At 60.5% G+C, this 17,009-nt stretch carries 14 protein-coding genes; 3 read left to right on the forward strand and 11 right to left on the reverse strand.

The window, feature by feature from the left end; genetic code table 11:
• Window positions 1-95: 95 nt before the first annotated feature.
• From arnT to ACX3YF_RS23915, 9 genes are all read right to left on the reverse strand, one after another.
• Window positions 96-1,754: a lipid IV(A) 4-amino-4-deoxy-L-arabinosyltransferase gene (gene arnT / locus ACX3YF_RS23875; protein WP_458974425.1), complete on the reverse strand. Its 1,659-nt coding sequence runs from the start codon at window positions 1,752-1,754 to the stop codon at window positions 96-98.
• Between the two features lie 221 nt (window positions 1,755-1,975).
• Complete coding sequence (pmrG, locus tag ACX3YF_RS23880; RefSeq protein ID WP_458974426.1) at window positions 1,976-2,650, reverse strand: lipopolysaccharide core heptose(II)-phosphate phosphatase PmrG; 675 nt, start codon at window positions 2,648-2,650, stop codon at window positions 1,976-1,978.
• A gap of 299 nt (window positions 2,651-2,949) precedes the next feature.
• A complete protein-coding gene (locus tag ACX3YF_RS23885) occupies window positions 2,950-3,498 on the reverse strand; it encodes a PqiC family protein (RefSeq protein ID WP_458974427.1) in 549 nt (182 codons plus the stop codon).
• A gap of 17 nt (window positions 3,499-3,515) precedes the next feature.
• Window positions 3,516-5,192: a PqiB family protein gene (locus ACX3YF_RS23890; RefSeq protein ID WP_458974428.1), complete on the reverse strand. Its 1,677-nt coding sequence runs from the start codon at window positions 5,190-5,192 to the stop codon at window positions 3,516-3,518.
• Window positions 5,173-5,829 carry a paraquat-inducible protein A gene (locus ACX3YF_RS23895; protein ID WP_196586069.1) on the reverse strand — a complete coding sequence of 219 codons (657 nt, stop codon included), beginning with the start codon at window positions 5,827-5,829 and terminating at the stop codon, window positions 5,173-5,175. The genes ACX3YF_RS23890 and ACX3YF_RS23895 overlap by 20 nt, the downstream gene beginning before the upstream one ends.
• Entirely contained in the window at window positions 5,826-6,422 is a 597-nt protein-coding gene (locus ACX3YF_RS23900) for a paraquat-inducible protein A (protein ID WP_130209855.1), read from the reverse strand. The genes ACX3YF_RS23895 and ACX3YF_RS23900 overlap by 4 nt, the downstream gene beginning before the upstream one ends.
• Window positions 6,423-6,593: 171 nt before the next feature.
• Complete coding sequence (locus ACX3YF_RS23905) at window positions 6,594-7,895, reverse strand: NAD(P)/FAD-dependent oxidoreductase (RefSeq protein ID WP_288098100.1); 1,302 nt, start codon at window positions 7,893-7,895, stop codon at window positions 6,594-6,596.
• Window positions 7,892-8,980 (reverse strand): polyamine ABC transporter substrate-binding protein, encoded by a 1,089-nt coding sequence (locus ACX3YF_RS23910; protein WP_448646598.1) that lies wholly within the window; start codon window positions 8,978-8,980, stop codon window positions 7,892-7,894. The genes ACX3YF_RS23905 and ACX3YF_RS23910 overlap by 4 nt, the downstream gene beginning before the upstream one ends.
• A gap of 150 nt (window positions 8,981-9,130) precedes the next feature.
• Window positions 9,131-10,489: a glutamine synthetase family protein gene (locus ACX3YF_RS23915; RefSeq protein WP_288098104.1), complete on the reverse strand. Its 1,359-nt coding sequence runs from the start codon at window positions 10,487-10,489 to the stop codon at window positions 9,131-9,133.
• A 161-nt stretch (window positions 10,490-10,650) separates the two neighbouring features.
• Between ACX3YF_RS23915 and ACX3YF_RS23920 the strand changes: the two genes are divergently transcribed.
• Complete coding sequence (locus tag ACX3YF_RS23920; protein ID WP_458974429.1) at window positions 10,651-11,595, forward strand: helix-turn-helix domain-containing protein; 945 nt, start codon at window positions 10,651-10,653, stop codon at window positions 11,593-11,595.
• On the opposite strand, the gene ACX3YF_RS23925 is transcribed toward ACX3YF_RS23920, so the two are convergent.
• Entirely contained in the window at window positions 11,592-12,188 is a 597-nt protein-coding gene (locus tag ACX3YF_RS23925; RefSeq protein WP_130209845.1) for a helix-turn-helix domain-containing protein, read from the reverse strand. The two genes, ACX3YF_RS23920 and ACX3YF_RS23925, sit on opposite strands and share 4 nt — an antisense overlap.
• Before the next feature lie 178 nt (window positions 12,189-12,366).
• A complete protein-coding gene (locus ACX3YF_RS23930; protein ID WP_458974430.1) occupies window positions 12,367-14,328 on the reverse strand; it encodes an oxidoreductase in 1,962 nt (653 codons plus the stop codon).
• Between the two features lie 308 nt (window positions 14,329-14,636).
• Here ACX3YF_RS23930 and ACX3YF_RS23935 point away from each other — a divergent pair, with 308 nt between their 5' ends.
• A complete protein-coding gene (locus ACX3YF_RS23935) occupies window positions 14,637-15,686 on the forward strand; it encodes an ABC transporter substrate-binding protein (RefSeq protein ID WP_448646595.1) in 1,050 nt (349 codons plus the stop codon).
• A gap of 74 nt (window positions 15,687-15,760) precedes the next feature.
• Entirely contained in the window at window positions 15,761-16,555 is a 795-nt protein-coding gene (locus ACX3YF_RS23940; RefSeq protein WP_458974431.1) for a class II aldolase/adducin family protein, read from the forward strand.
• The last annotated feature ends 454 nt before the right edge of the window (window positions 16,556-17,009 follow it).

The raw sequence follows: 17,009 nt of genomic DNA on the forward strand, positions 1-17,009 counted from the left end.
CGCAGCGTTGCCCTGGACCCGAAAAACCAGTGCACCCCTGACGCAAAAAAAACCGAGAACCCGTCGAGGGTCTCGGTTTTTCACATCAATCGCTGTCAGGGCTGGCTTTGCGGGAAGATCAGAACTTCCAGGTTGCCGCGCTGAAAACGCTGGCCGTCGATGGGCAGTAATTCGACTTCCTGAATCTCATCGACACTGTTGACGCGCATCACCACGCCGACCGAACCCTTTTTGCGCGCCTCGGTCATCCACTGCCCGACGTCTAACTTGGTGACTATGCGCGAAGCCATGGCCGGGTCGCTGAGGCCGTATTTCAACTCGCCGGCAATGTTGTAGAGATCGACCTGTGGACGTTTCATCAGCCAGGACAGCGCCGAGGCCGCCCCCAGGTCATTGCTGAGCAATGACGTGGTCTGCTTCAGGCTGTCCAGGTGCTCGGCGATAAACCGGTCGGGCATTTTGCTGTCGACAATCTGGCTCGGCATCGCGGCCGGCAGCAGCGCGACCAGCAGCCAGATGCCAAGTGCCGGTATCGCCCAAAGCTCCAGGGGACGCAGGATCTGCAGGGCGTTGGCGATGATCCAGCCAACCAGCACGATGTACACCATGGACAGGCTGAACATCTCGGTGTTCGCGTAGATTTCCCTGGTCGCCTGAAGATAGAGCAACGCCAGCAAGGCGCCGGTGGCAATGACGACATTGAGCCAGCCGTTAATGCGAATCGCCCGGCCTCGCGCTTGGGCCAGCAACTCGGTCACGGCATGTCCCATCAACAATGCCAGCGGCAACAGGCACGGCATGATGTAGGTCGGCAGCTTGCCGCTGCTCATGCTGAATACGGCCAATGGCAACAACAGCCAGAGCAGGAGAAAAGCAAAGACCGGTTGGCGCTTGTTCTTCCAGGCCTGGATGAAGGTCGTTGGCAACAACGCCGCCCACGGCAGGCTCGAGACCACCATCATTGGCAGGTAGAACCACCAGGGACGGGCGTGTTGTGCGTTATCGGCGGCGAACCGGCGCACGTGCTCGTTCCAGAAGAAGAAGTTCCAGAAATCCGGTTCTTGATGGTGGATGGCAAGCACCCAGGGCAGGCAGACGATGATCGCAACGAGCACCGCCAGCGAGCCGTAGCCCAACATTTCCTTGAAACGGCGCTGCCAGAGCATATAGGGCAGGGCGATCAGCGCCGGCAACAACCAGGCGAGAAACCCCTTGGTCATGAAGCCCATGCCGCAGGCAAAGCCCAACAATGCCCAGGCCCCCAGCCGACCACGGCTCGTGCGGCCGTCGATGGCGAACCACAGCATGACCAGGCTCAAGTTGACCCAGAACGTAAACTGCGGGTCCAGGTTGGCGTAGCCGGACTGGCCGGCGATCAGCCCGAAACTCATGTAAAACAGCGCGCAGGCAAAACTTTTGCGCGGATCGTTCCAGAGTCGGCGGCTGATCAGGTAAACCAGCCAGACGCTCAGGCCGGTACTCACCGCCGAGGCGATCCGTACCCCGAACAGGTTGTCGCCAAACACCGCTTGCCCGATGGCGATCATCCAGTAACCGGCAATGGGTTTTTCGAAGTAACGGATACCCATGAAATGCGGTGAAACCCAATTACCGCTCAGCAACATTTCCTGGCTGATCTGGGCATAGCGGGTTTCATCGGGAATCCACAAGCCATGGGTCATCAGTGGCAGCAGGTAGAACGCCACGAACGCCACAGCCAGGGCACACAGGATCCAGCGCTCACTGAAAAGCATTGGCCGGGAGGCATTACGGGGCAAGCCGTCAACAGATCGGGTTAAGGAAGGGTGGTGCGTCATTGCTCGTCCTTGGTACTCGGAAGTTGCCTGCAAGTATGGGCAGTTTCAGGTGGTTGGCCGACGGTGCCGAATTGATTACGTGTCATTTAGTTTCAGCGAAAACTCAATAAAGGGGAGTGCGCTCACAAGTGCACTCTTAACTAAGCCTGATGGTTGTTTCAGTGTTTTTGATCAGACAGCAAGTGCCAGTCTTCTGCCTTGACAAGGCCGACTATCTGAAGCTCTCCATCGTTCGCGATGTGCACGAACAATGAACTGCCGTATTCACTGGTAGCGGCATGTTTGAAGCCGGTCTGGGCTTCAAAATCGCTGATGCATCCGCTGTGCGTCACCAGTACCAGATTGTGTCCGGCACGCTTGTGCGCCACGACGTCATTGCGCAGGGTACTGCCACAAGTGGCTAGCCAATCCTGGGCCTGCGCGTCTTTTCCAAACATGTAATGTGCGGTTTGCATCGTGCGGGTCAGCGGGCTGGAAAGGACATCGGCCTGCGTCATCCCCAGGCCCGGAAAGCCTTGCCCGACGGCCTTGGCCGCTTCACTGCCCAGGCGGGTGATGCCATCAGCCGGGCCCAGGCAAGGGTTGGTTGAGCGGTCACAGCGTTCAGCATGGCGCACCAGGACCACCACCTCGCCAGCCGCCCATTCCTGCAACAGTTGAGTCCTGACTTGCGTTCCGGCGTCCACCAGATTGACCGGCGATTTTTGCCACCAGACAAAACCGGTCACCAGCGCGGCAACCAACAGCACACCACTGAGTGTCAGCAACGGTTTGAGCAGGCGCTTTGCCTGAACGGGGTGCTGAGACCCTTTGTGCGAAAAGCGGTTGATCAACTTCTTTCTACCTGCGGGGGCGCATTTGAATGTGCTGTTAATGACAGGATTCAAACGGCGCCGAATGATTGCCTCATAACCAAGAGGGCGATTTAGTCGCGGTGGAAACTAAATCCGTGCAGGTGTCGGGGGGGTGAAATGAATGTGAAAAAAACGCAACGAGGCTCGAACGGATAACTTAGCGGGTTATTGGTAACTCTTATCTTTTACTGGGGCGTAACGCGCAGTAGAACCGAATGGAGATCAATCGGCTCAACGGCGATCCCGTCACCGTTGATTGCCGAACTTGTGCAAGTTGATCAGGTCGCTGACGGACAACTCGAGCGGGTCCCCGAGGCGCCCTGGCTGATCAGCGCAGCGAGGCGTTTAACGTTGGTCTGTTGTGCCGCCACCAATTCATCGATGGATGGCCCGGAAGGGGTCTGTAACGTACTGTGGCAGGTCATCAGAATCTCCTCGCCGTTGCGCAGACGCCATTTCACATCGATGAGCCCGTATTGGCCGGGGATCGAATCAAAACGCTGTACTTCCAGGCGCACCGAAAGTTTGCGTTGCGGATTGCTGTTGACCATCTGATCGGCCAGGGCACTGCGCAACTCATCCACCAGGCTCGCCCCCCACCACTGGGTTTCGAGGATCGCCATGCCCGTATTGCCCTCGCGCACGACGATTTGTGGACGATCGACCTGGGGCGGGACGATCAGGCTTTCAATCCGGATATCTGTCGTTGTTCCCGAGTGGGTGCTCAATTGAGCCGGGGTCAGGGTGTGGAACTGAATCGGATCGCTGCGGCAGGCGGCGAGCACTGCCAACGCAGCGATCAACATAATCTTCAGCGGAAAAACCATGGGTGAGGCTCCTCTGGTCATTTGCTCGGTGGTCCTTGCAGATCAATCGGGGCGGCGTTGTCGGGGCGGCCGCGAATCAGGGATTCCGGATGCCGTCCCAGGTAGTCCGCCAGATCACGCAATGAACGGGATGTGCGCCCGAGTTCGTTCAGGGTCTGGTCCAGTTTTTCCCGTTGTGGCGAATCATCGGCCAGGGTGGAATGGGCCGATTGAAGTGTCGAGTTGGCCGTTTGCAGGGTCTTGCTCACGTCCGTGAGCGTGTTATACACGCCAGGCAAGGTCTTGGCGTTGAACTGTCCAAGGCTTTTGCGCAATTCGACCAGGTTGCTGTCGAGATTGCTGGCAATGCGCTCGATCGGCAGTTGATTGATCTTGGCGACCATGGCTTCGAGTTTTTCCTGCAGTTGTTCGAGGTTGCCAGGAATCGTCGGAATCATGACCGGGTGCACGTTGGCATCGAAGGTGACTTTTTCCGCTTTCGGGTAGAAGTCCAGGGCGATGTACAACTGGCCGGTCAACAGATTGCCGGTGCGTGCCTGGGCGCGCAGGCCGTTTTCGACGAAGGAACCCATCAGCCGCACACCGCCGGCTTCATCGTTGGGGTCATGATTCATGGCCTTGAGCATTTTCTGATGAGCCGGACCCAGGCGTTGCGGATAGATCACGATCCCGACATTGACCGGGAAACTGCGTTTTTGCGCGTCGAAATCGAGATTGACTCCGACCACCTTGCCAATCTCCACGCCCTGGAATTCGACCGGAGCATCAACCTTGAGCCCGCGCAAAGCCTGATCGAAGCGCAGGGCGAGGTATTGCGCCTTGCCATTGGGTGGCGCCAGGGCGGTTTGCTGGTCCTCGAACAATTCGTAGGTATATTCCTCCGCGGCCGGCTTGTCGTTGGGACTGTATTCAGGCGCACGGAAGGCAATGCCGCCGACCAGCAAGGCGGACAAGGATTCGGTCTTGACCGCGAAGCCGTTGGCGCCGACGTTCACATCGACGCCACTGGCATTCCAGAAACGGGTGTTCTCGGTAACGTACTGGTCATTGGGGGCGTGGACGAACAGGTCGATGTTCACCCCCTTGCCGTCGGGGTCCAGGGCATAGGCCACAACCTGGCCGACCGGGATCTTGCGGTAGTACACCGGAGAGCCGATATCCAGCGACCCCAGGTCCTCCGTATGCAGGGTGAAGCGTTTGCCCGGTTCGCCGTAGGTGATGGGGGGCGGGTTTTCCAGGCCCTTGAAATTTTTCGCCCTGGCATTGGCCTGGCCGATATCGGCGCCAATGTAATCCCCGGACAACAGGGTATCGATGCCCGACACGCCGCCGGCGCCGATACGCGGGCGCACGACCCAGAATTTTGAGTCTTCGCGGGTAAAACTCTCCGCCTGCTTGGCCAGTTTGACGGTCGCGTTGACGCTTTTCTGATCGTTGCTCAGTTCCACGTCCGAGACCTGGCCGATCACCACGTTGCGGTATTTGACCTCGGTCTTGTTCGCCGTCAGGCCGTCACCGGTCTTGAAGGTGATGGTGATGGTCGGCCCCTCCTGCAGGATGCTGTGCACCACCAGGGAAATGCCCACCAACACCGCGACAATCGGCACGATCCAGACCAGTGACACGCTGAAGCGGCGGGTCTTGACCGGCGCCGGTCCGGGAACCTGCGCCCCGTCAGTGGCTAGTTGCTTCATCCGTGATCTCCTCATTGTGTGGGGCTTGCGGTTTTTCATCCCAGATCAGGCGCGGATCGAAACTCATCGCCGACAGCATGGTGAACACCACCACCAGGCCAAAGAACAGAATGCCGGGCCGCGGTTCGATATCGGCCAGGGCTTGAAACTTCACCAGCGAGGCCACCAGCGCCACCACTATCACGTCGAGCATGGACCAGTAACCGATGACCTCGACGAAGCGGTACAGCTGTGATCGCTCCTTGCGCGCCCAATGGCTGCCCCGTTGCACCGTCACCAGCAATAACGTAATGGCCACGAACTTGACGCCGGGCACCGCGATACTGGCGATAAAAATGATCAGGGCGATGTCCCAGGAACCGGCCTCCCAGAACTCCAGCACGCCACTCATGATGGTGCTGTCGGCGCCATGGCCAACCATTTTGGTGTTCATCACCGGTAGCAAGTTGGCCGGGATGTAAAACACCAGGGAGGTGATCAGGTAGGCCCAGGTGCGGGTCAGCGAATTGGTTTTGCGCCGGTGCAGCGGAGCGCCGCAGCGCTCGCATTCGTGGGGCTCGTGGGTCATGTCGCAGGCCAGTCCGCAGCTGTGACACAGGCACAAGCCGAGTTCACGGGCCTCCGGAGGCGTTGTCATAGGATGTCCCAGAGTTCGCGAATGTCGCGCCCGGCAATGCGGATCATCATCAGGCTGAGGATGGCCAGGGCAAACAGGCCGATCCCCGGCAACACATCGAGAAAACCGGCGAGTTTGATCACCGCGACCATTGCCCCCAACAGGCAGACTTCCAGCATGCTCCAGGGCCGCAGGGTTTCCAGCCAGCGCATGCAGAACTTGAAAGCGGGCGAGCGTCGGGCGGCGAGGGCGAAACCGAGGACCCAGATCAGCAGCAACAGCTGAAAGATCGGTGCGATGATCATGGCGATGGCCGCCACCATGGCGATGAACGTGATGGGCCCCAGACTCAGGGCCATGACCGAATCCCAGAGCGTCGCGCTGTTTTTCAGGCCCTTGAGACTGATGCTCATGACCGGGTAGAAATTGGCGAAAACCCACAGCATCAGCGCGGTCAGGGTCAATGCCAGACGCTGCTGGAGCGTCAAGCCGTCATAGCGCTGCAGCACCCCACCGCAGCGGGTGCACAGGGTTTTCTGGTGTTTGGCGAGCGTGACTTTCTCGTACACACAGTCGCAGTGCTCGCAAATGATCAGTGGGGCAGTCGTCGCCATTGGCCAAGCTCGACAGGAGGCAGGAATGAATGAGCACCTCCTCAATATAGAAGTGACTGGCCATTGAGCAAATCGAAAGGCAATTTGAAGACTGAATGAAGCGGCCTGATCAGCCGGCTACCGGTGGCGAGGGGGCTCGCCACCGGGTGGGTTTATCTCTTGAGGCCAGCCTCAGCCCAGCACTTCACGCAGGCGATACCACAACATGCCGAGTGCCAGCAGTGGCGAACGCAGAACACGGCCGCCGGGGAAGGTCATGTGCGGCACGGCGCTGAACACGTCAAAGCCGTGGCTGTGACCCGCGTGAATGGCTTCACCCAGCAACCTGGCGCACCAGTGGGTCACGTTCAGGCCATGACCGGAATAACCCTGGGCGTAGAACACATTGGGATGCTGGCTCAAGCGCCCGACCTGCGGGAAGCGATTGGCGGTGATGCCGATCATGCCGCCCCATTGATAGTCGATGCGCACATTGGCCAATTGCGGGAAGACCTTGAGCATCTGCGGACGCATATAGGCCGAGATGTCCCGTGGATCGCGCCCCGAGTAATGGCAGGCACCGCCGAACAGCAGGCGCCGGTCGGCGGATAACCGGTAATAATCCAGGCCCACTTTCTGGTCGCACAGGGCCAGGTTTTGCGGAATCAGTTGTGAGGCGAGCTCTGCCGACAACGGTTCGGTGGCGATGATGTAGCTGCCCGCCGGCAGCACCTTGCCGCTGAGTTTCGGCTCAAGCTCTTCCAGATGTGCGTTGCAGGCCAGTACCAGGCTGCCGGCGCGCACCGTGCCACCGGCACAGCGCACCTGCACGGTACTGCCATGGATCAATTCCAGCACCGGGCTCTGTTCGAAGATCCGCACGCCCAGGGACTCGGCGACTTTCGCCTCGCCCAGCACCAGGTTCAGCGGGTGCAAATGCCCCGACCCCATGTCCACCAAACCACCGGCATACACACCGGAGTTCACCACCTGCTCACGGATCTGCCCCGGTTCGATCAGGCGGGTTTCATGGGCGTAACCCGATTCCTTCAGCCCGGCGTATTCGGCTTTCAGGCCGGCGAACTGCGCCGGGGTGTTGGCCAATTCGCAAAAGCCCCAGCGCAGGTCGCAGTCGATGCCATGCTCGCGGATACGCTGGCCCACGAGTGCCACCGATTCGATACCGGCCTGCTCCAGATAGCGCACGCCGTCGGCACCGATGTGCCGGGCGAAACCGCTGACGTCATGGCCGATTCCGCGAATCAACTGGCCACCGTTGCGCCCGCTGGCGCCCCAGCCGATCCGCCGGGCCTCCAGCAGGATCACCGAGAGCCCGCGCTGGGCCAGTTCGATGGCGGTGTTGACGCCGGTGAAGCCGCCGCCAATCACACAGACATCGGCGACCAGGTCCCCGGCCAGCACGGGCCGGGGCGCCATGCCCCTGGCCGAGGCGGCGTAGTAGGAGAGCGTGTGTTCCTGGGTGTACTGGTTCATTGGTTGGACTTCACTTTGCTCCAGGAACGGGTCATCAGACGCATGATCGACTGCGCAGGCGTGGTGGAAATGTAGAGTTTGTCGAGCACTGCCTGGGAGGGGTAAACCTCGGGATTGTTCACCAGTTCGGCGTCCATGTACTGCTTGGCGGGCGGGTTCGGGTTGGCGTAGCCGACCGAGGCGCTGACCTTGGCGATCACCTGTGGATCGAGCAGGTAATTGATGAAGGTGTGGGCTTCTTTCGAATTGCTGGCGTCGGCCGGGATGGCCAGCAGGTCGAACCACAAGTTGGCGCCTTCCTTGGGAATGGCGTAGGCGATGTTCACGTTGTTCTTGGCTTCCTTGGCCCGGTTGGCGGCCTGGAACACATCACCGGAGTAACCGAACGCGACGCAGATGTCGCCGTTGGCCAGGTCCGACACGTACTTGGAGGAGTGGAAGTAGGTGACGTACGGACGGATACTCAACAGCTTGGCTTCGGCTTTCTTGTAGTCCTCGGGGTTTTCGCTGCGCGGGTCCATGCCCATGTAGTTGAGCACCGCCGGGAACACTTCATCCGCCGAGTCCATGATCGACACGCCGCACTGGCTGAGCTTCTTGATGTTTTCCGGTTCGAACAGCACGGCCCAGGAGTCGATATGATCGATCCCCAGCACCTGCTTGACCTTGTCGACGTTGTAACCGATGCCGTTGGTACCCCACAGGTACGGCACCGAGTGAGCGTTACCCGGATCGTTTTTCTCCAGCAGAGCCAGCAGTTTCGGGTCGAGATTCTTGAAGTTCGGCAGTTGCTCGCGGTCCAGCTTGAGGAACGCGCCGGCCTTCACCTGGCGGGCGAGGAAGTGGTTGGATGGCACCACCACGTCATACCCGGTCCGCCCGGCGAGCAGTTTGCCCTCCAGCGTTTCGTTGGAGTCAAAAACGTCATAGATCACCTTGATCCCGGTGTTGGCCTGGAAGTCGGCGAGGGTGGTCTCGCCGATGTAGTCGGTCCAGTTGTAGACGCTGACCTGTGGCTGAGCCTGGGCAACGGCGCTGAACAATACCGCCAGCGCAACCGGAACCACGGACTTCAATAGACGCATAGCGACACCTCTTCGAATTATTGGATTTTCAGGCGTTTCTTCATTGTTCTGGCGGCCGTCATCGCGAGCAGGCTCGCTCCCACAGGGGAATGCGTTTCAAATGTGGGAGCGAGCCTGCTCGCGATGAGGTCTGTGTGGGCGAAGCAGGTCTCAGACGCTGAGCATCAGGAACTCACGCTCCCAGGAGCTGATGACCCGCTTGAAGTTTTCGTGCTCGGCGCGTTTGACCGCGACATAGCCCCGCACGAACTTGCTGCCCAGATAACGGCCGACGGTCTCGCATTCTTCCATCTGCGACAGCGCTTCCTCGATGGTGATCGGCAGGCGCAGGTTGCGACGTTCATAGGCGCGGCCCTGGACCCCGGCGCTCGGTTCGACGCCCTCGACCATGCCGAGGAAACCGCAGAGCAAACTGGCGGCGATGGCCAGGTAGGGGTTGGCGTCGGCGCCCGGCAAGCGGTTCTCCACGCGCATCGCCTCCGGGCTGGAGGTCGGCACGCGCAGGCCGACGGTGCGGTTTTCTTCGCCCCATTCCACGTTCACCGGTGCCGAGGTGTCCGGCAGGAAGCGGCGGAACGAGTTGACGTTCGGGGCGAACATCGGCAGCACTTTCGGGATGTATTTCTGCAGGCCACCGATGTGGTGCAGGAACAGCTCGCTCATGTTGCCGTTTTCATCGGCGAAGATCGGCTTGCCGGTGGCGACTTCCACCACGCTCTGGTGAATGTGCATGGCGCTGCCGGGTTCATCGCCAATCGGCTTGGCCATGAAGGTCGCTGCCACGTTGTGCTTGAGCGCGGCTTCGCGCAGGGTGCGTTTGAACACCGTGATCTGGTCGGCCAGGTCCAGGGCGTCACCGTGACGGAAGTTGATTTCCATCTGCGCCGGGCCGTCCTCGTGGATCAGCGTGTCGAGGTCCAGTCCCTGCAATTCGCACCAGTCGTAGACGTCTTCGAACAACGGGTCGAATTCGTTGGCGGCATCGATGGAGAACGATTGGCGACCACTTTCGGCACGCCCCGAGCGGCCCATCGGAGCCTTGAGTGGCAAGTCCGGGTCTTCGCAGCGCTGGGTCAGGTAGAACTCCATTTCCGGCGCGACGATCGGCTTCCAGCCCTTGTCGGTGTACAGCTGCAGGACTTTCTTCAGCACGTTGCGTGGCGACAGTTCGATCGGGTTGCCGAACTTGTCGAAGGTGTCGTGAATCACGATGGCGGTCGGCTCGATGGCCCATGGCACCAAGTACACCGCGTCGGACACCGGCTTGCAGACCATGTCGATATCGGCCGGGTCGAGCAGGTCGTAGTAGATGTCGTCGTCGACAAAGTCCCCGGTTACCGTTTGCAACAGCACACTTTCCGGCAGGCGCATGCCTCGCTCATGCAGGAACTTGTTGGTGGGTGCGATTTTGCCGCGTGCAATGCCGGTCAGGTCGCTGACGACGCACTCGACTTCGGTAATCTTGTGATCTTTCAGCCAAGTGAACAGCTGATCGAAAGGGACATTCATAAAGACCTCGTTATTGGTTTTATTAACGCCAGGAGAAGCCGATTTCATCTTTCGGACACTTCCCCTGTAGCGCGTTGACGACTATCTTGGGCGAGCCTTGCGCTTCCATCTATCCACTTTAAGCAGCACAAAGCGCACCAAAAGAGTGCGCCAGGTCACCCATGACAGCCCCTACGACAGTGTGTAATCCGTTACAGGTTCAAGCGTTCAACACCGCCGACGTGGCCGAGCAAATCCGCGCCACACCGGGTTGGGTCCAGCATTACCAACAGATGTCGCCGGGGCATTTCGCCGGTCTGGTGCGCTATCTCGACCTGCAAGGCGTGGAAATTTACGAGGAACACATGAACACCCGGGTCGAGCAGAATTTCAGTGCGCCGCAAGGCTCGCTGGCGTTCTGCTTCGATCGCAGCGACAACGCGCTGTATGTGCTCAATGGTGAAAGCCGCAACATCTGGATCACCCCGGAGAACTACCAGGAAATCGCCGTGGTGTTCGGGCCGGAGTTCGTGCAGCGTCACGCGCTGGATGTGGCCAGGCTCGAAGGGCTGTTCATGGCCCCGCTCAATTCGCAGCAGAATGCGCTGTTCAGTCGCTGGCTCAGCGGCACCCTGACACGCTTGTCGCAGACCTTCGATCCGCCGAGCCGCGAGGCGCTGACCCAGCAGTTGCTTGACGATTGCCTGTTCATCCTCGACAACGCCTGCGTGTGCCTGGACCAGGGCGCGTTGCAGCGCCGTGCGGGGGAACGGGCGATCATGAAGCGGGTAGGGGAATGGGCGGCGGATACGCCCGAAGAACACCTCAATCTGCTGGAGCTGTCCCAGGTTGCCGGGGTTTCACTGCGTCAGTTGCAACACGCCTTCAAGACGTTCACCGGCATGGCGCCGACCCAATGGCTGCGCCTGCGTCGCCTCAACAGCGCCCGCCGGGAATTGCTGATCAGCACGCCGTCGCAAACCACCGTCGCCGAAGTGGCGATGCACTGGTCGTTCTGGCACCTGGGGCGGTTTTCCAGCAGCTATCGTGCGCTGTTCAAGGAGTTGCCGAGCGACACCCTCAAGCGTGTGAGTGCCGCGCAGCCGAGTGGTCGCGGGCGCCGTTAGAAGGTCGGCGGGGTGATCACCCAGATCACCACCGCATCGACGTCCCCAGGGTTGCCGTAGCGGTGCGGCTCCTGGCTGGAGAAACTGAAACTGTCGCCTTCGTTGAGCTGAAAGTAGCGCTCGCCGACCCACAACTCGAAACGCCCCGAGAGCAGATAACCCGCTTCTTCGCCGTCGTGGCTGTAGCTTTGCTGGCTGTAGGTGCCCGGAGGGAAACGCGAATGCAGCATTTCCAGGTGCTGACTGGGCTGTGGCGTCAGTAACTGGTCAATGATGCCGTCCTCGTAGTGCACGCTCAGACGACTGTTCTTGCGCACGACAATGCCGTCGTCCTCGGGAGCGGTGACCGCTTCGCTGGCGAAGAACCACTGGATGGTCACCCCCAGGCTGCGGGCGATATTGAACAACGCCGGAATCGACGGGTACGCGAGGTTGCGCTCCAGCTGGCTGATGTAGCCAGCGGTCAGTTCGCTTTGTTGCGCCAGCTCCGCCAGGGTCATGCCCCGGCGTTTGCGCAGGCCACGAATCCGCGTGCCGAGAAAATGCGGTTCGGCGCTGCCGGTTTCAGGCGGTGTCTTGCTGTTGTTGCTCATGGGGAATTCCGAACCGGTGGCTACGCCCCGCCCCCTGTAGGAGCGAGCCTGCTCGCGATGAACGTCAAGACACCGCGTTTATCCAGAAAGCGCGCGTCATCGTCAGCGTCCATCGCGAGCGGGCTCGCGCCTGCAAAGAGCGGTCATTTAGAGTCAAAGCCCCGGAGTATAAACAGCCTCAAAGCTCCCACGCGACTTTCAGGCCCTCATAAATCGCTTCTTCGGCCGTTCGCGGCGCCAGGCAGTCGCCAATGCGCCGGAACTCAACCAGTCCCTGCAGTTCGGCACCCAGGGTGTCCACCGGCTGATGGCCCTGGCACAGCACCAGGGTGTCGATGTTTTCCATCAGCATCGGTTCGCCGCTGGCGGTGTGTTGCAGGTAGACAGTGTTGTCATCGCAACCGTACAAACGCGCGTAAGGAGTGATGGCAATCCCCAGTTTGTGCAGCTCGCCGGCCAGTTGATCACGTACGTACAGCGGCAGGTTTTCCCCGCAATGGGTGCCATTGACCGCCAGTTGCACCTGATGCCCGGCACGGGTCAGACGCTCGGCAATGCCGGGGCCGATCCAGTCGCAGCGCCAGTCGACCACCACCACCGACCGGCCGATCTGCACCTCATCGCGCAGTACCTGCCAGGCGTCCACCACCTGCAATTCGCCACCGCGTTCGAAGTGCGGCCAATAGGGTTCGGCGCCAGTGGCGACGATGACCATGTCCGGTTTTTCCCGTTCGACCAGGGCACGGTCGACCCGGGTATTGCGCACCACACGTACCCCGGCCAGTTCCATTTCCCATTGCAGATTGGTGCTGGCGCCACCGAACTCGCTGCGCCGTGGCAGCAACTGCGCCAACAACACCTGGCCACCGAGTTGCGAACTGGCTTCGTACAGCGTCACCTCATGCCCGCGTTGGGCGGCGACAGCCGCGGCTTTCATCCCGGCCGGGCCACCGCCGGCAATCATGATGCGTTTGCGCGTGCTCGCGGGTCGGCGCTCGCCGAAGATCAGCTCGCGTCCGGTTTCCGGGTGCTGGATGCAGGAAATCGGCAAGCCCTTGTGGAAGTGCCCGATACACGCCTGATTGCAGGCGATACAGGCGCGTACGTCTTCAGCGCGGCCGGCATCGGTCTTGTTGGGCATTTGCGGGTCGCAGATCAGGGCGCGGGTCATACCGCAGACATCCGCCTGGCCACGGGCAATGATCAGTTCGGCTTCCTGGGGCTGGTTGATGCGCCCGGTGACGAACAACGGGATGTTCAAGCCCGCCTTGAAGGTGCCAGCCTCCTTGGCCAGGTAGGCGGCCTCGATCGCCATCGGCGGCACGATATGCACCGCGCCACCGAGCGAGGCCGAGGTGCCGGCGACGATGTGTACGTAATCCAGTTGCGCTTGCAGCGATTGCACGGCGGCCAGGGATTCGTCTTCGGTCAGCCCTTCGGGGTCGCGCTCATCGGCGGAAATACGCAGGCCGACGATGAACTGCTCGTCGGTGCCGGCGCGAATGGCGGCAATCACTTCACGCAGGAAACGCAGGCGTTGTTCCAGTTCACCGTTGTAGCCATCGGTGCGGCGGTTGACCCGTGGATTGATGAATTGCGCCGGCAGGTAGCCGTGGCTGGCGACCACTTCAACGCCATCGATACCGGCCTGATGCAGGCGCCTGGCAGCAGCGGCATAGCCGGCGACGATTTCGTCGATCATGCCTTGATCGAGCGCACGCGGCATGACCCGGAAACGCTCGTTGGGCACCGCCGAGGCGGAGTAGGCCACGGCCAGCAAGCCATCGCTGGACTCCATGATTTCCCGCCCCGGATGGAACACCTGGGACAACACCACGGTGCCGTGGGCATGGCAGGTTTGCGCGATTTTGCGGTAGCCGTCGATGCAGGCGTCATCAGTGGCCATCAGCACATGGGAGGTATAACGCGCGCTGTCATGCACGCCGGCCACCTGCAACACGATCAGCCCGACACCGCCTTCGGCCCGCGCCCGGTGATAGGCGATCAACTGTTCGTTGACCAGATTGTCGGTGGGCATCGAGGTGTCGTGCCCGCTGGACATGATGCGGTTTTTCAGGCGCTTGCCACGGATCTGCAAGGGTTCGAACAGGTGCGCGAAGGCAGGGGTCGGGCTCGGCATGGTGCGGGTACTCCGGGCAGTCTGACCTGTAGGTGCGAGCTTGCTCGCGATGGACTTGAGGACGACGCGTTCATCCAGACAACACGCGTTAGCGTTAACGTCCATCGCGAGCAGGCTCGCTCCTACAGAGGTTTTTTGTGTTGTTATTTTGTTCTATAGAAATTTACCCGCAGTAAAAAATCAACTTGTTTTTTTACTGCGCCTTGCAGTAGTTTGAAATGGCACCCGCATCTTGGGGCGAACCTCACAACAATAAAAAAGGGCCACACCGACTTGAGTTCGGCGGGCACCTGCACGAGGAACCACTGATGAAATCGCAAACGCTCAAGCACGGTTTTTATCCCTTGGTGTTGTCCATGGTCATGGGCCTGGGCAGCGCTCAGGCGGCATCGGAGATGGTGGTGGTCGGTTACGGCGGCGCCGGACAAAAAGCCCAGGATGTGGCGTTCTTCCAACCGTTCAGCGTGGTGGATCAAAGCAAGGTGATCCAGAGCGAATACAACGGTGAGATGGCCAAAATCAAAGTCATGGTCGACACCGGCAACGTCGATTGGGACGTGGTGCAGATCGAGGGGCCGGACCTGATGCGTGGCTGCGAGGAGGGCATGTATGAGCGCCTCGACTGGACCCGCCTGGGCCATGCCGATCAATTGATCCCCGAAGCCGCGCAGGAGTGCGGTTCGGCCGCGCTGGTGTGGAGCGTGGCGATCGCCTACGACACCGACAAACTGGCCCGGGCCCCCACCTCATGGGCGGATTTCTGGGACGTGCAGAAAATCCCCGGCAAACGTGGCTTGCGCAAACGCGCGGTGTACAACCTTGAGTTCGCCTTGCTGGCCGACGGGGTGAAAGTCGAGGACGTGTACAAGGTGCTCAATACCCCGCAAGGCGTGGACCGGGCGTTCGCCAAACTGAACCAGCTCAAGCCCTACATCCAATGGTGGGAGGCCGGCGCCCAACCGCCGCAATGGCTGACGGCCGGCGATGTGGTGATGACCTCGACCTACAGCGGGCGCATCGCTGCCGCCGCGCAAACCGGCAGTCATCTGGGGCTGGTGTGGCCCGGCAGTCTGTACGGCATGGACTACTGGGCGATCATCAAGGGTTCCAAACACGTCGATCAGGCCAAGCGCTTTATCGCCTTCGCCAACCAGCCGGATGCCCAGGTCAATTACGTGAAACAGATTCCTTATGGCCCGACCAATACCGAGGCCGCCGCTCGCCTGGACGATAAACTGGCGCAATGGGTACCGACGGCGCCGCAGAACCTCAAGGGCGCGTTGTCGATGGACGTCGGTTTCTGGGTTGACCATGGCGAGGAGCTTGAAGAGCGCTTCAACGCCTGGGCCAGTAAATAACCGCCTGTGGCTGGACGTCCTTGCACGTCCAGCCGTACTGTCTGCCCAGCCGACCAGTCTGGAGAATTAAAACAATGAACGAAATCGCGACTCACCTGACGGCCGCGCCTGCGCGCAGTGCTACCGAACAGCGCCTGCGTGAAGAGTTGGCCGCCTGTTATCGCCTGATTGCGCATTTCCGCATGACCGATCTGATTTTCACCCACATTTCGGTGCGTATTCCCGGCCCGGAGCATCATTTTCTGATCAATCCGTATGGGTTGATGTTTGAGGAAATCACTGCATCGAATCTGGTGAAAATCGACCTCAACGGCCATGCCGTGGAGGCGTCGTCCTACCCGGTGAACCCGGCCGGTTTTGTGATTCACAGCGCGATTCATGGCGCCCGCGAAGATGCGCAATGCGTGCTGCATACCCACACCAAATCCGGCTGTGCGGTGGCCGCGTTGAAGTGCGGCTTGTTGCCGGTGAATCAGATCTCCATGGAGTTCTACGGTCGGGTCGCTTACCACGACTATGAGGGCGTGGCGCTGGACATGAGCGAGCAGCAACGGCTGGTGCAGGACCTGGGCGACAAGCCGGTGCTGATGCTGCGCAACCATGGCTTGTTGACCGTCGGCGAAACCGTGGGGCAGGCGTTCTTGCGCATGTACTACCTGGAAAAAGCCTGCGAAATCCAACTGGCCGCGCAGGCCGCCGGTGAGTTGGTGCTGCCCCCGGCTGAAGTCTGTGAGCACACCGAGCGCCAGTTCAACGACCCTGGCCGACCGCTGGATGAAGGTGAATTGAACGACCCGGATGCCATGCAATTGGCCTGGGCGGCCTTGTTGCGCTTGCTTGAGCGGGTCGCTCCGGGGTATCGGGATTGATCCGGATCTTCTGTTGATGGGAATGACGCCATCGCCGGCAAGCCAGCTCCCACAGGATGTGTGGGTGTAGCCGGAATGCATGAGCGACCGAAAAAACCTGTGGGAGCGAGCTTGCTCGCGATGGCGGCGTGTCAGGCAACGTAGAGGTTGAGTGTGCCGACGCCATCGCCGGCAAGCCAGCTCCCACTGTAGGAGCGAGCCTGCTCGCGAAAAACGCGCGGGCAACACGGGCATTCAGACGGTCGGCGTTATCGTTGACGTCCATCGCGGGCAGGCCCGCTCCCACAAGGATTTGCGTGGAACCCAAAACCGTAGGAGCGAGCCTGCTCGCGATGGCGGCGTGTCAGGCAACGTAGAGGTTGAGTGTGCCGACGCCATCGCCGGCAAGCCGCGCTCCCACAGGGTCACAGACGCACACCAGACTGGAGACATGACAGGCTCTTGCTGTACAGTC

The organism is Pseudomonas fluorescens group sp. PF-69 (genome assembly GCF_054481235.1).